The 15249-nt window shown below is 41.6% G+C and carries 12 protein-coding genes; 8 read left to right on the forward strand and 4 right to left on the reverse strand.

What is annotated here, in order from left to right; all coding sequences use genetic code 11:
- The first annotated feature begins 105 nt into the window (after positions 1-105).
- From B1F84_RS14875 to B1F84_RS14905, 7 genes are all read left to right on the forward strand, one after another.
- Positions 106-1362, forward strand: coding sequence for a porin (locus B1F84_RS14875; RefSeq protein ID WP_131691855.1), 1257 nt, complete (start codon positions 106-108; stop codon positions 1360-1362).
- A gap of 142 nt (positions 1363-1504) precedes the next feature.
- A complete protein-coding gene (locus B1F84_RS14880; RefSeq protein WP_131691856.1) occupies positions 1505-1900 on the forward strand; it encodes a YbaN family protein in 396 nt (131 codons plus the stop codon).
- 82 nt (positions 1901-1982) lie between these two features.
- On the forward strand, positions 1983-2615 hold the full coding sequence (locus B1F84_RS14885; RefSeq protein WP_131691857.1) for a PepSY-associated TM helix domain-containing protein: 633 nt from the start codon (positions 1983-1985) through the stop codon (positions 2613-2615).
- On the forward strand, positions 2615-3121 hold the full coding sequence (locus B1F84_RS14890; protein ID WP_131691858.1) for a DUF2271 domain-containing protein: 507 nt from the start codon (positions 2615-2617) through the stop codon (positions 3119-3121). Before B1F84_RS14885 ends, B1F84_RS14890 begins: the two co-directional genes overlap by 1 nt.
- A 34-nt stretch (positions 3122-3155) precedes the next feature.
- The gene (locus B1F84_RS14895) at positions 3156-4001 is read left to right on the forward strand and encodes a DUF4198 domain-containing protein (RefSeq protein ID WP_131691859.1); all 846 of its coding nucleotides are present in this window, start codon (positions 3156-3158) and stop codon (positions 3999-4001) included.
- 275 nt (positions 4002-4276) lie between these two features.
- On the forward strand, positions 4277-6811 hold the full coding sequence (locus B1F84_RS14900) for a TonB-dependent receptor (RefSeq protein ID WP_131691860.1): 2535 nt from the start codon (positions 4277-4279) through the stop codon (positions 6809-6811).
- A 207-nt stretch (positions 6812-7018) separates the two neighbouring features.
- Positions 7019-7909 carry a hypothetical protein gene (locus B1F84_RS14905; RefSeq protein WP_131691861.1) on the forward strand — a complete coding sequence of 297 codons (891 nt, stop codon included), beginning with the start codon at positions 7019-7021 and terminating at the stop codon, positions 7907-7909.
- A 273-nt stretch (positions 7910-8182) separates the two neighbouring features.
- On the opposite strand, the gene B1F84_RS14910 is transcribed toward B1F84_RS14905, so the two are convergent.
- Genes B1F84_RS14910 through B1F84_RS14920 form a run of 3 tightly spaced genes read right to left on the reverse strand, consistent with a single transcriptional unit; the run spans position 8183 to position 12369 of the window.
- Positions 8183-9283, reverse strand: coding sequence for a lipocalin-like domain-containing protein (locus tag B1F84_RS14910; protein WP_131691862.1), 1101 nt, complete (start codon positions 9281-9283; stop codon positions 8183-8185).
- A 7-nt stretch (positions 9284-9290) separates the two neighbouring features.
- Positions 9291-11720, reverse strand: coding sequence for an FtsX-like permease family protein (locus B1F84_RS14915; protein ID WP_131691863.1), 2430 nt, complete (start codon positions 11718-11720; stop codon positions 9291-9293).
- On the reverse strand, positions 11713-12369 hold the full coding sequence (locus B1F84_RS14920; protein ID WP_131691864.1) for an ATP-binding cassette domain-containing protein: 657 nt from the start codon (positions 12367-12369) through the stop codon (positions 11713-11715). Before B1F84_RS14920 ends, B1F84_RS14915 begins: the two co-directional genes overlap by 8 nt.
- A gap of 210 nt (positions 12370-12579) precedes the next feature.
- On the opposite strand from B1F84_RS14920, the gene B1F84_RS14925 reads away from it, so the two are divergent.
- The gene (locus B1F84_RS14925) at positions 12580-14475 is read left to right on the forward strand and encodes a monovalent cation:proton antiporter-2 (CPA2) family protein (RefSeq protein WP_131691865.1); all 1896 of its coding nucleotides are present in this window, start codon (positions 12580-12582) and stop codon (positions 14473-14475) included.
- Here the strand turns inward: B1F84_RS14925 and B1F84_RS14930 are convergent.
- A complete protein-coding gene (locus tag B1F84_RS14930; RefSeq protein ID WP_008466765.1) occupies positions 14450-15163 on the reverse strand; it encodes a hypothetical protein in 714 nt (237 codons plus the stop codon). The two genes, B1F84_RS14925 and B1F84_RS14930, sit on opposite strands and share 26 nt — an antisense overlap.
- Positions 15164-15249: the final 86 nt, after the last annotated feature.

Here is a 15249-nt window from a genome sequence, read left to right on the forward strand (position 1 = left end):
AGTATAAAAACAATAAACTAAATTAGCCTGCCATTTTCCCCTTTTTCCACACTAAGAGGTGCATTTTTGCGCCTTTATTTTTTAATCACAATCAAAACGGCTATTATGACTAAACTCTCAAAACTAACACTCGCCTTAATTTTAGGTGGTGTTGCTAGTAATTCTTATGCATCAAATCTTCAACCTCTCCAAAGCCAATTAACGCAGTTAAAGCAACAAGTAGAAAAGCTTGAAAGCAAACTCACTGAAAAAAAAGCTCAGCAACTAACTGATGAAGCTGCAAAGCCTGAACAGCAATCATCAGGAATAAAGATAGGGGGTGCCATTCGCGCTAACTATGGCATTAACTCTTACGATGATGACAATGAAGATCGCGGTGGCGACTTTGATTTTGATATTTTCCGTTTAAATGTCTCTGGTGAAATTAATGATATTTCAGTCAATGGTGAAGTACGCTTTTACGATTACATGACAGTAGTGAAATACGCTTACTTAGGGTATGAATTTACTGATGGCTGGGAAGGCCAAGCCGGTATAACCGCCTTACCGTTTGGTAATGGTCCTTACAATTCTCACAGCTACTTTTTTAGCACTAACTACTATGTTGGCCTAGAAGATGACTTTGATTTAGGGGTAGTTGCTAAGCGTAAGCTTAAAGACAACTGGACACTTGATCTTGGCTTTTTTAAAAACGATGAACTTGGCGGAGTTGATGGCTCAGCATCAGATAAAAACCATCGTTACTCTTACGATATTATTGGCAGTCGCCCTGCCGATGAAGGTACCTATGCCGAGCCTACAAAGCAACTTGGTGAATACAACACCTTTGCCGGTCGCGCCACTTATCAACTTATGCACAGTAAAAATATAACCACAGATTTAGGTGTATCGTTACTCAGCGGCGGACTACATGATGGTGAAGACCGCGCGGGTAATTACAGTGCGTGGGCTGTTCATTTAAACAGCAATATTAATAACTGGAACATTCAATTTCAACACGGCGAATACGACTACGACTTAGATGATGGCAGCAACCGCTTTGCAGTGGGTGCCTACAATTACTTCGATAGCGTGTCGAGCCAAGCTACAATGACCAACTTTAATGTTGCCTACGACTACGCACTAGAATGGGGTCCAGTTACCAACCTAAAGTTTTATAACGACTATGGGATCATCTACAACAAATCAGATAACAGCGCCAATACTTGGATGAATGTAACCGGTATGAGCATTACTGCTGGGGGGTTCTTTAGTTATGTTGATTTTGTACAAGCCCGCAATCAACCCTTTATTGGCGGTACCATTATTGGCGATGGCGATACCGAGCGCCGCTTTAATATTAATTTAGGCTATTACTTTTAATAGGTAATGCAATCGGGAAATACTTTTCCTTTGCTAACCCTAAGTGGCTTAGTTGATAACATGCAACTAAGCCACTTTCTCTTCATTTTACCTTTTAATTAGCTTACCCTTTGACCGTTTAATTTATTGAAAAAGAGCTGGCGTGAACATAAAAAACGTTTTTATTTATTATAAAAATATCGGCTTTAAATTGCTGGGGTTGCTGTGTGTGTTACTCGGCATTATTGGCGTTATTTTACCCGTTATGCCAACCACACCGTTTTTAATTTTAGCCTTAGCGTGTTTTGCTCGCTCATCTAGCGCGCTTGAATCTTGGTTATTAAACCACCCTCGCTTTGGTACAACATTACAACATTGGCGGGTACATCAAGTAATTCCTGTAAAGGCAAAATATGCTGCGGGTATAGGTATGCTAGTAGGTTTTATATTTTTATTATACAGCACCCCCCCTTCTTGGGTTATTGCCTTAGTTGCTGTTGTTGAAGTACTGGTTTTAACTTACTTAATTTCTAAGCCCTCAGCTCCTCCTAAAAAATAAAGTGTAAAGTTTGGTAAATAAATTTGTAACAGCTAATGCAAATCATTATCATCCGTAAAAATTAATTAAATCTGTACCTTTTATGCCCTTTGTTAATAAACGCGCTTTATATAGTACGAGTCGTGCTTTGCATATCTATATTTCTACCGCTTTGTTTTTTTTACTTATTCTATTTTGCGTAAGCGGCATAGTGCTAAACCATGTTGACTGGTTAAAAAACGATAAAAACAACGGCCAAATTACCGCAGCAATTCCAGCTGAACTACTTGCAAAAGCACAAACAGAATTAAACACCCTACCTGCTATTTACCCCCAAATAGAAGCTTACCTCGCCAAGCAGTATGGGCTGAATAAAGTAAAAAGTATTGAGTGGGAAAAGCAAGATTCACTGGTCCTGCTCGACTACCCATTACCGGCAGGCTACGCCTACGCAGAGTTTGATTTTATTAGTGGCGAACTGTTACTCGATTATCAAACCGGGGGGTTTTTAAGTGTTATTGGCGATTTACATAAAGGTCGTTACAGCGGTGATGTATGGAGCTGGGTTATTGATATATCTGCAGTGCTGATGATTCTATTTGCCATCACCGGCATGATTATTTTATTTCAAAACAGAAAAAAACGCTTAGCAGGAATATGGATAACCGCCTTAGGTGTAGCAACACCTATCGTTATTTACCTGTGTTGGGTGCCACAAATAAAAGGAGTGTCTTAATGTTTAAAATTAAACCATGGCTAAGCATCACGCTGTTAGTCGCCGCACTATTTCAAATTAATGCTTATGCACAATCGCCAAGGTTAGACGTTGAATTAACTCTTACCGATTTAAGCGTGCAACCCTACCACCGCCCTTATGTTGCTGTATGGCTGGAAACACCAGAGCGTAAACATGTCACAACTTTAGCGCTTTGGGTACAAAAAGCGGAATGGTTTAAAGACCTACGCCAATGGTGGCGTAAAGCAGGTAAAAGTGATGCAAACTTCGATGGGGTTAGTAGCGCTACCAAGCGTGCGGGCACATACACAATTGGCTGGGATGGCAAGGATCTAAACGGTAACCCCGTAACACCCGGCAAGTACCTACTTAATGTTGAAGTTGTTCGCGAAGAAGGTGGGCGTGATTACAGCCGCATTGAGCTTGATTTAACCCAATCAGAGAAAATAACTATTGATGGTAAAAACGAATTTTCAACCAGCTTTGTCACTGTAAGCGCTAGGTAGTACCTACTTATCATTCAAATTTAAAGGAAAAATAATGAACGTTAATTTATTAAAAACAGCACTCATTGGCGCACTGAGTTTATCAGCGCTGGTATCAACAACCGCAAGTGCACATGGCCGCTGGTTACTCCCTTCGCATACCTCGCTTTCTGGCGATAAAGCGCATTATGTTATGATTGATACGAGTATTTCTAACGAAATTTTTGCACCTGATAAAGCATTTAGTCCAAGCATAAAAGGCGCAGAGTACGACGATTCATTATTAATGGCGCTAGCCCCAAATGGCGAGCAAGTTACCGACACCATTCGTGCCTATTACCTTCAACGCAAAAGCTCTGCTGCAGTAAAACTTCAGCAACAAGGCACCTATCATATTGCGATGACGCAAAAGCCTATGTACATGACATTTTACAAAAATGCAGCAGGCGAGCGAAGCCGTGTATTCGCTAAAAAAACAGATGCCAACTTACCTAAAGACGCCAGCGATATCACCACAATTAAAACCATCTCTACCGTCGATACCTTTGTTAGCCACAATGGCACGTCTAAACCGGCACTATTAGGTCAAGGCTTGGAGTTAAGTGGGCCTACCCATCCAAACGACTTATTTGTTGGTGAGCAAGCACGCTTTCAACTACTAAGCGATGGCAAGCCGGTTGGCGAAGGGATTGAAATAAGTATTTTAAAAGGTGATACACGCTATCGTAATACTCGCGGTGAGATTAAAGTAACCACAGATAAAGACGGTTTTTTTGCCACCACTTGGCAACAGCCTGGTTTATACCTAATTGAAACGTCTCAAAAAGTAACCGTCAATGAAGCTGGCGTAGACGTAGGTCGCTATGCACTATTTACAACCCTCGAAGTAGCACCTGAGTAACTTTTTAATTCCCTACAGGCCACATTAATAGTTTGGCCTGTAGCTTCTTTATAATTAAAATCTTTTAGCAAGGCTTTAAACCAAGTTAGCCACTTTCACTGCCTACATAAGCATAATCCTATATTTTAGCCTCCTTTTTTGTTCCTATTTCAATCTGTTATTCCGATCACTTATTTTTATAAAAATAGTTGAATAACATAGTCAATTTAGATCTTTGCGATGCACTAGCCGCTTCTATATGATGCGCCCCTTTCAAAATCTTCAAGGCACGCTTAATGACTTTTCAGCATTTATCAGCTAATAAAAAATTAGCACTTAGCTTGGCTATTACCACCGCACTTAGCGCCTCTTTTTCAGCAGCTAATGCGGCTGAGCAAACTAACCAAGTGGAAGAAAATATCGAAGTAATTTCAGTAACAGGCACACGCCGCAGTTTGCGCAGTATTGCGCAAAGTACCGTGCCTGTAGATATTATTAGCAGCGACGATATGGCAAGCACCGGCCAACTTGAAATTAGCCAAGTGCTCGCTAACCAAGTACCAAGCTTTAACTACCCAAGTGCCACACTGTCTGATGGTACCGATCATGCTCGCCCAGCGGTTTTAAGAGGCCTTGCACCTGATCACACCCTAGTACTTATTAATGGTAAACGCCGCCACTCTGGTGCGTTATTAAATTTAGGCGGTACGGTTGGTCGCGGCTCTACTGCGGTTGATTTAAACATGATCCCCACCTCTGCAATTAAGCGTGTTGAGGTACTACGTGATGGGGCAGCAGCACAATATGGTTCTGACGCCATTGCGGGTGTAATCAATATTGTCTTAAAAGATGCAACCGAAGGCGGTAGTGTTAGCGTAACTTATGGCCAATACGACAGCCAAATGGCCGGTGTACCACAACTAAATAGCACTTATGCTGATGAGAACGGTAACCTTGCTTTTAATTTAGGCGACGATCGTCACGTTAACGACGGTAATACCCGCACAATTAGCGCAAATTCTGGTTTTTCACTGGCAGACAATGGCTTTTTAAACGTCTCGATTGAATACCGTGATAACGACTCAACTCAACGCTCTGGCTTTGATCCGCGCGAACAATACAGCCGCCTAGATGATGGCAGCCTAGACCCACGCGAATTTACAATTGATCGCTATAATCATCGTTTTGGTAAAGCAGCGCTGGAAGATTACGCGTTGTTTTATAACATGGGATACGACTTAGAGAATGGCTTTAATGTTTATTCGTTTGGTAGCTATTCTGAGCGTGAAGGTAACTCGGGCGGATTTTACCGCCGTGCAAAAGACAGCCGCAATGTTTTAGAGCTCTACCCCAATGGCTTTTTGCCACAAATTGCTACGGACGTAAAAGATTACTCGCTGGCACTTGGTTTACAAGGCGATAGTGGCGATTGGGCGTGGGATGTAAGCACTAACTATGGTCGAAATGACTTTGGCTTAGGGGTTGTAAATAGCCTAAATACTTCGCTAGGTACTAATAGCCAAACTGAGTTTGATAACGGCGCCATGATTTACGATCAATTTTTAGTTAACTTTGATGCCAATACTAGCGTTGATTTTGGTCTACCCGATGATGTGTTTTTCACTATTGGTGCTGAATACCGCCGTGAAAGCTATAAAATAGAGCAAGGCGAGGAAGCCTCTTATATTACTGCGCTTGATAACAACGGTAACCCAATTGCTGCTGGCGGTGCACAGGTGCTTCCTGGTTTTGGGCCGCAAAGCGCAACCAATGAAAGTCGCCATAATGTCGCTGTATTTGCTGAATTTGATACTTATTTAACTGACAAATGGAATGTGGTTTTAGCCAGTCGTTATGAAGATTACAGCGATTTTGGTAACACATTTACTTCAAAATTAGCCACGCGTTACAGTATTAACGACAACCTATCATTACGTGGTGCTGCCAGTACTGGGTTTCGTGCGCCGTCACTTGCACAAAGCTCGTACCGTCAAATATCGACTATTCTCGAAAATAACCAGCCTTTTGAAGTTGGCCTATTTCCAAGCTCTGCACCTGCAGCGCAAGCGTTAGGTGCAAAGCAGCTCGATGCCGAAGACTCGGTTAACGTTACCGCTGGATTTGTTTACACCCAAGGTAACTTTAGCTTAACGGTTGATGCGTACCGCATTGATATTGATGACCGGATTGTACTCTCTGAAAACTTAAGCGGTGACGCTGTACAGCAAATTCTCGCCAATGCGGGCGAACTAAATACCGAAAGCGTGCGTTACTTTACCAACGCCATCAATTCGCGCACGCAAGGTGTTGATATTGTGGCAACGTACACACTTGATTTAAATGCATTGGGTGATGTGCGCTTAAATGCGGCGGCAAACATTAATGACACCGAAGTGACTCATGTAGATGCAAACCCAAGCGAGCTAAATTCTCTAGGCGATGACTATGTGGTATTTGCCCGTCGTGAAGTCGGTCGTTTTGAGCAAGGCACACCCGATAACAAGCTAAACCTATCAGCCGTTTGGAGCTTTAACCAATGGCAAACAACCTTGCGTGCAACTCGCTATGGGGAAGTGGCAGATATTTCAACCACCAGCGAGCGCGATGAATACCTAGACGCTAAATGGATTACTGATTTAGAAGTTGCCTATCGCCCTAACGATGCGTGGAAGTTTGCAGTAGGTGCGAATAACCTGTTTGATCAGTACCCACAAGCAACGGTAGATAACATTGGCTACTCTAACTTTGGCCAAATATTTCCATATACGCCTTATACACCCTACAGTTTAGATGGGCGTTTTTTATACGGTAACATTACTTACCGCTTTTAAGTAAAGCACCCATTAAAAATTGAGTAATTACAAAAGGATGCATCGTGCATCCTTTTTATTAACATTTAGTATTTTTAACCATATTTTGGCATTTTATCTTTTTAGCAATTATTGTCATTACATATAAAACAATAACTTACATTTCGGCCTCATTTTTGCTCTATACTTTGTATATTAACTAAAATAATCATTATCAAAGGACTAAACATGAGCGCATCAACTCTATTCAACTTCACTAAGCCCGTTTCACTAATTAGCGGTATTTTATTACTCAGCGGTTGTGTATTTCATATATCGCCCAGTGTCGCATCAGTAAAACAAACTCAGCAGCTTACATTACCAAGTAATAACCTTGAGTATTTAACAGTATTGAGTGGTGCCGGTTCGCTCGAAATTCAGGGCTCTAATACTGCAACCAATATTAGCGTTGATGCCATCATTTACACCGCCGACATTGACGATGAATACGAACTCACCCTTGAGAAAAGCGGTACACAAGCAAAACTTGTTGCACAAAATAAAAGTAATAATGGGATTAGCTTTTACAGCGGACAATCGCCAAGTATCAATTTAGTTGTTACCGTACCTAACACCCTAAATTTAGATATTAACGACGGTTCAGGCGATATTGTTATTAACGCGATGCAAAGCAATATAGATGTAAAAGATGGCTCTGGTAGCATTAATATTAATAGTGCTAAAAACTTAAATATTGACGATGACTCGGGCAGTATTTACGTAAAAAATGTAGTCGGCGATTTAGCATTAAATGATGGCTCAGGCAGCATTGATATTGATAATGTCAGTGGTAATGTCGCAATTGAAGATGGCTCAGGCGAAATGCAAGTTACTAATGTAACGGGTGCATTAAACGTTGAAGATGGCTCGGGCGGCATAACTATTAAACATATTAATGGCGCAGTGACCATAGACGATAACTCAGGAGATATGCTGATTGAACATATTGGCTCAAGCGTGACTATTGAAGATGGCTCTGGCGATATTCGCGTTAATCACGCTAAAGGGCTAACAATTACAGAAGCAGGCTCTGGTGATGTTAGCATCGATAATATCTCTGGTTCAGTAAAGCTAGACTAATATAACCTGAACTCTGGTTAAGAGATTTACTAAAATATTGAATCAAAATGATATTTATGTTTGTTTTCTCTAGCCAGAGATTTTCAGTGAAAACAAGGCGAAATTACGCGTCAATAGCTAGTCTATTGCAAGTAAATTCAACGCAGTTAGCGCTCAAAATAGCTGCTTGAGATAGATTTATTATCCAGAGTTCAGGTTAATATACTAAGCCCTTAATAAAAATGCACTTAGCCTTGGTTTAAGTGCATTTTTTGAAAGCCGTTTTATAACCCGCTAATAGCCAACCAACTCTGCATAACCTTTACCTTTAAAACCACCTTGGGTTTTAATTCGCCCCTCCCAGTAGGGGATGCTCAATTGATTACGTGAATCGGGGTTACGCGCTTCAATTATAATAGGCTCAAACCCTTTAACCTTGAGGTGCCACTTAACTGGATAGGTTTTACTACTTTGCGTTGTTTGGGTTGTAAGCTCAGATGTTTTTAATATCTGCAAAGTCACGTCGTTATTGTCAATAGCGCGTACTTGTCCATCGGACGTAATGTGCGATGCATTGCAGTAATCATAACTTTGTTGGCCATTACGAATACAAAATGCCATCAAGCCACCCTGTTTTTTATCATCGGCCTGAATGCTAAACCAGTCCCAACCATTTTGGGTAGGATCGATTAACGCCGAAGACCACTCTCTGTCTAACCAAGCATCTCCAGTTACTTTAAAAGTTTTACCCGCAAATGTGATGTCGCCTTTGGCTTGTAGAAACGGATAGCTGTAATAGTAAGAGGCATGCCCCTGGTGGGTTTTTTGGCTATAACCTTGCTCGCCATGCTTTACAAGCGGGCTATTAGCCAGCACCAGGTTTGCACTGTAATTTTCCTGCTGTGCCTTTAAGCTAAGCGGTAAAAATGCTGCTTTTTTACTTGCTAGCTGCCAATCATCTAGGCGAGCCTCAAATGGCTGTGCTGTTATATTTACTTGCCCCGAGCGGCCATATTTCTCGAACGCCTGATGCTGGGTATCGGTTTGTATTGCAAAGTGAGCAAAGTAAAGCTGCCCATTCCACCAAGGCGATGGTTCTGTTTGTGTGCTTTGCTCATCAACCGAGAGCCTAAATAAAGTCCATTGCACACCAAAGGTGTCGCCATTATCTGCTTTTAAATTAGCAGTTACGTACCACCATTCAATTCCTTGTTGATGATGCGCCCCATGATCGCGTGGAAAGCTCAGTCCTTGGTTTTTGTTTACAGGTTCACCAAATTGTTGTGCAAACCCGCTATGCATTGGTTTATTTTGATTTACTTGCTCTGCTTCGGGCTGGCACGCGCTTAATGCGCCAATAAAAATAAAGGTAACGGCTGCTTTTAGTCTATTCATGTAAGTCCTATAGCTTGGCAACATTATCGGCAACGGCGCTTCGCGTTAATTTTATTAGCGGTAACGCGCTCACAAATAAAGCTAACATAAACATAAGCACCGTAAAGCCAGCTAATTGCAGCCAATTAACGGTCATGGCCATGGTCCAACCAAAGGCAATTGGCATGACGTAAGTTAATAGTACCCATCCAAGGCTAAGCCCCAGTGGTATGGCTAATAACAAGGTGGTTAAAATAATAAGTGCAGCTTGCAGTACTTTTGCTCCCAATAATTGCTGTTGGGTGACACCCAGCGTTTGTAATACCGCCATGGGCTGTAATTGCCCGCGCCCTAAAGTTAAAAAGCTTACCCACATGCCAAATAATGCAATCAGCATAATAAATATATTAAGCGCCTGAGTAACATAAAAAGTTTTACCAAATAACTGTTTTGCAAAACGCTTAAACTGCTGGTTCGCAATAACTTGCTGACTATCTAATTGGTGCTGCTTTTGAATATATTCGGCCATGGCGTCTACGTCGCTATTTGGATTTAGCCAAAGCGATAAACCATACTCAGTGTAATTTAAGCTGCTATTCAATAATGCATTAGTTGTTACAACAACATTTAACCCTTGCTCGCCGTAATCAAAATAGGCAGCACGTACTTGGCACGTTAGTGTATTAATATGCTGTTTTAGGGTTATTACATCACCTACTTTAAGCGAATACTGCAGCAAGGCGGGTTCGTTCACTAAGCAACCCACCACCCCGTTTTTGTTTTTTTCAAATACTGCAGATGTAGGTGCTTTATTGTTTAACAAAGTAAGGTGTTGGTTGTAGCTGGCCGTTGCACCAAATGCCATAACATCAACAGCAATTCTATTTTTAGATGTTTTAAGCTCACTGTTAGCTGACCAATATACGCCTACTTTTTCGACCTCTGGGAGTTCACGCAATTTAGCCCCTAACGCTTGAATGTTTTGATCGGGCCTTACGTATAAATCGGCGCTTAGGCGTTTTTCAAGGTGTGTATCTAAGGTGTCACTAAAACTGCCAACCATAATCTGCATACCTACGGCGGCTCCCATAGCCATTAAAATAGCGAGTACCGAGCTTAGTAATGCGGGTAATTGCACTAGGCTATCGGCTTTTAACCAGTGAATAATGGGATTTTGTGTTGGCCATGGCAATTTAAAAACGGCTTTAACTACCGGTGGCGTAATAACAAAAAAGAGCAGTAACACACAAACACACAGCAATAAGGCGCTTATTTTGGTATTTGCCGTTAGCGCTAAGTAACTGGCTGCACAAATAGCTAACGCAAACATTAGCCATTTAATACGCGCTAAAAAAGTACTTAATCGAGCCGATTGACTGGCTAAAAACCCCAACAAAACAACAATATTAAGTGTAAAACCGCTGACAATCATACTGCTATCAAGGCTTACTACAAAGCTTCTGTCTAGTTGGTAAAGCCCTCGAAGAGTCGCCGATACATCCATAACTAAGGCGTTTGCCAGTGCCGCGCCTAATAATGCACCTAATACTGCAGCAAAAAAACTAAGCACCGTTAATTCAATAACCAGCGCTTTAATTAACACCGACCTTTGACAACCCAGCACCCACATTTGCTGCTGCAAGTGAGCACGCGCATTGTATGCCAGCTTAATTGCATTAAAACTTAAAAACGCACCCACCACATAACCTAACAAAGCCAGCGCTTGTAAATTAAAGAAAAATGCCTCAGAGAGCGCATCAAAAGCTTGCTCTTGCGCAGCTTCAAGCCGTGCTTGCTCGCCTAACAATACGTTTAACTGGGCTGCTTGTTTGTTATTGAAGCCACTTACTTCAAAGTAACTAATTGCCCCATTTGCGCGCAGTAACTTGTCGGCAAGGCTAATATCCACCAGCATGGTCATGCCTAAACCTTGTAATTCGCTTACCGCTAAAGTAACAGTGGAATCGCCCATGTTTATATTAATGCGGCTGTTTTTTAAATTTAGCCGCTGCATTAATTTAGGGTCGATATAAACAGTATTTAGTATCTGTTCAAACCCAGAATAACGATTGTTGGTTGTTGATGCTGAGCCGCCGGTATTTTCTGTAAGCCACTGTAATAAATTGACGCCTCTAATCGCGAGTTTTTGCTGCTTATTGGTTTCAATTACGCCCTCTAAAACCGGTTGAACCTGCGTAAAGCCAGCCGCCCTCATACGCGACCACATACTGTTGGGCAACCTATTTTCACCTAGCACAGGGCGAACAAAATGCGTCACTGGGTTTGCAATTAGTGCTGTGGTTTGTTGATAGCGTTTACCGGCCTCTAAATTTAAGCCCTGTATTGCAGTAAGTAGCGCCGCGCCTAAACTAAAACCAATGAAAAACAGGAATAACAGCCCTACATGACGGCGATAAAACTGCATATACGTTATTAATATAAGTTTAAGCTCAGCCATTAATTTGGCCATCTTTTAAAAACAATTGCGTAGCAAACTGATCGGCCAATCGCTGACTATGAGTGACCATAATAAGTATTATTTGCTGCTCTTCGCACAGGTTTTTTAGTAGCGTAACTATATCGAGTGAGCGAGCGGCATCAAGGTTACCCGTAGGTTCATCAGCCAATAACAGCTTAGGCTTATTTAATAGCGCACGGCCTATGCCCACCCGTTGCTGCTCGCCACCTGAGAGTTGTTCAGGCATTGCTGTAAGCTTGCCTTCTAAACCCAGTTTTTTAGCCATCGTATTTACTTCATCGTCGCTAGGCGATAACCCATTAAGCCTTGCTTGAAAGCACATATTGTCTTTCACATTTAACGGGCTGAGTAATTGGTAATGCTGAAAAATAATACCTATTTTACGCCGATAAAGCGCAAGCTCATTGGCACTCAATTCACTAATTTTTTGTTTATTAACCGTAATAGTTCCTGCATCTGGAGACAGTAAACCGGCTAATAAATTTAATAATGTTGTTTTACCCGAGCCACTATCACCTAGTAAGGCAATGTGCGCCGCAGGCAAAATAGTTAACGATAAGTCATTAATTATTTGTCGTTTTAAGCCACCATCTTGGCGTGTAAAAAACACATTATTTAGCGAAATCATAAAAAAAAGGTCATTCCTGCAACAAAAAATACGGTCTGTTATATAAACGATACCATATCAGTAAAAAGCTCAAATAAGCGTTCTTTTTGTGACCGCTACCAGTAAAGTTAATTTTACTTGTAAGCTAAAGCACTTTTTACTTTCGTAACTCATTGTATTTTATACGCACCTAAGCCATGCTATTTATCTCAACGTTAATAAGGTAAGCATGTGTTAGAAATAGCGTTAATTTACTTAGCTGCCGCCATTGTTGCAGTTCCTATAGCAAAACGACTTGGACTTGGCTCTGTGCTGGGTTATTTAATTGCTGGCATTTTGATAGGCCCTTATGCATTAGGAGTCGTAGGTGACCAAACTGATGTAATGCACTTTGCTGAATTTGGCGTTGTGATGATGTTATTTTTAGTTGGCCTTGAACTGCAACCTTCGCGTTTGTGGACTCTGCGCCACTCAATTTTAGGGCTTGGCGGATTGCAGGTAGTATTAAGTGCAGCGGCTATTTTTGCCTTTTGTTATTGGTTTTTTGCCATGCATTGGCAAACAGCACTGGCTATAGGCTTAATGCTCGCACTGTCTTCAACTGCTATTGTGCTGCAAAGCTTAGAAGAAAAAGGCTGGTTAAAGCAAGAAGCTGGGCAAAATGCATTTTCAGTTTTATTATTTCAAGATATTGCGATTATTCCTATTTTAGCGCTGCTCCCTTTACTGGCTTTTGCACCACAAGGTAACTCAAAAGATATTAGCGACTCCATCATTGCAGGCTGGCCTATTTGGCAGCAAGTTGGGGTTTCTGTTGCTGTTATTGCCGCTATCATTGCTGGCGGTAAATATGTGTCGGCACCACTATTTAGATACATAGCACAAACCCACATGCGTGAAATATTCACAATTTTTGCATTGTTTTTAGTGGTGGCTATTTCGCTGGTGATGCAAAGTATTGGCTTATCGCCCGCACTGGGTACTTTTTTAGCCGGAGTTGTATTGGCCGAAAGTGAATTTAGACACGAGCTAGAAGCCGATATAGAACCCTTTAAAGGCTTATTACTGGGACTATTTTTTATCACGGTTGGTGCATCAATTAATTTTGAACTGCTGTTTAATCAGTTCAGTACCGTGATTGCCTTAGTGGTGCTATTAATTGTCATTAAAGCCTGTATTTTACTTGCCTTGGCAATGGCTTTTAATATTAGTCGTAAACAGCAACTGCTATTTACCTTAGCCCTTGCTCAGGGCGGCGAGTTTGCGTTTGTGCTGCTTAGTGTAACCACCACCTTGAGTATTTTAACCCCAGAGCAAACCAATTTAGTTACCCTTGTGGTTGCCGTTTCTATGCTAATAGCGCCTTTACTACTGATGTTGTATGAGCAAATTCAAAAGCGTAGCTATAGCAGCACGGCACCCGAATTTGATAAACCAGAACAAATAAGCACAGCTAAGCATGTGATCATTGCCGGATACGGCCGTTTTGGGCAAATTATGGGGCGTTTATTACATGCGCAAGGCTACGAAATTACCGTACTTGATCACAGCCCAAGCCAAATAGAACTGCTGCGCCGCTTTGGTAACACCGTATTTTACGGTGATGCTGCTCGCCAAGAACTGCTTGAAGCCGCAGGCGCGCATACTGCACAAATGCTGGTTGTTGCAATTGATAACCCAGATAAAACCATTGAAATTATTAAGCTGGCACATAAAAACTACCCACAATTAAAAATAGTGGCGCGCGCAATCGATCGTCGCCATGCGTATCAACTACTGAATCTAAAAGTGGATGCGTTTAACCGCGAAACCGTCGACTCAGCCATTAACTTAGCCATAGAATCACTGCAGCTACTTGGCAATAGCAAAGAAGACGCTGAGCGTGCTGGTAAATTATTTAGGGATCATGACCGTGCATCTGTGTTACAACTTTCTGAGCTTTGGGGAGATGATGCCAGCTACGGCGTTGCAGTACGCCAACGTATGGAAGATTTAAAGCAGGTATTACAACAAGATAAACAAGCACGGCAAAACTTAAATACCTGTGACGCCAACGATTATGAAAATGGCTTAACTGAGAGCACGGTTAAGCCAAAAAATGCTAATGATGATGCCCACCTTGAATAGCCTCGCCTTGCTGATTATAAAAACCAGTAGCGCCGTGCTCTATAAAACCAAGATTAATCATTTTAGCTAAAAATGGATCGCTTTCGTTATCGCCAATATCCGCGTAATCGGTGGTTTGAAAGTTATCCCATTTTGCAAACTGAGCCTTAATTGCAGGTGTATCACTGTTTACATCATTTAAGCTAAGCAAGGTTTGAGTATCACTTTTTTTATTAGTCACACTAAAAGTTTTAACTAATTTTGCTTGCGGGAGAAAAGTCAGCTTAAATTGGTTATCGCCCTCATTAAGCACATAATTTTTTACCTCATTACAACCCTCACCTTGTGAACTTACTAGGGTCATTTTTGCAATTAAATGGTTATCCACCAGCTGACTTTTGGCGCTCCAATTTTGCACTCCACGTACCTCCGATGGTTGGTACTCAATACCGCGTTGCTCGGCATTAAAGTAGCGAATAGGACGAAGCTGGTTATTACTTAGCTGCTGCCAAAGCTCGGTTAGTGTTTCACTTTGATGCGCCACCTGCTGATTGTTTCGCCAAAGAGTAAGCGACTGGGTGCTGTGCTGCGATTTGTGCTGATTGGTAATTTTATAGTCGGCTTTTAGTTGCGCAGCATCAATGTCGCACTGCTGGGCGAGCGCACTCGTGCTGGCCAATGCTGAGAATATAAATAATAGCTTTTTCATTGGGGTAATCTCTTAGTTAAACATTACTTTATGACTCTAAAATAACGCTTAATAATGGCATTTGTATGACACAAAAAAGCCCGCAC

It is taken from the genome of Pseudoalteromonas sp. DL-6 (genome assembly GCF_004328665.1).
Classification (GTDB): Bacteria; Pseudomonadota; Gammaproteobacteria; order Enterobacterales; family Alteromonadaceae; genus Pseudoalteromonas.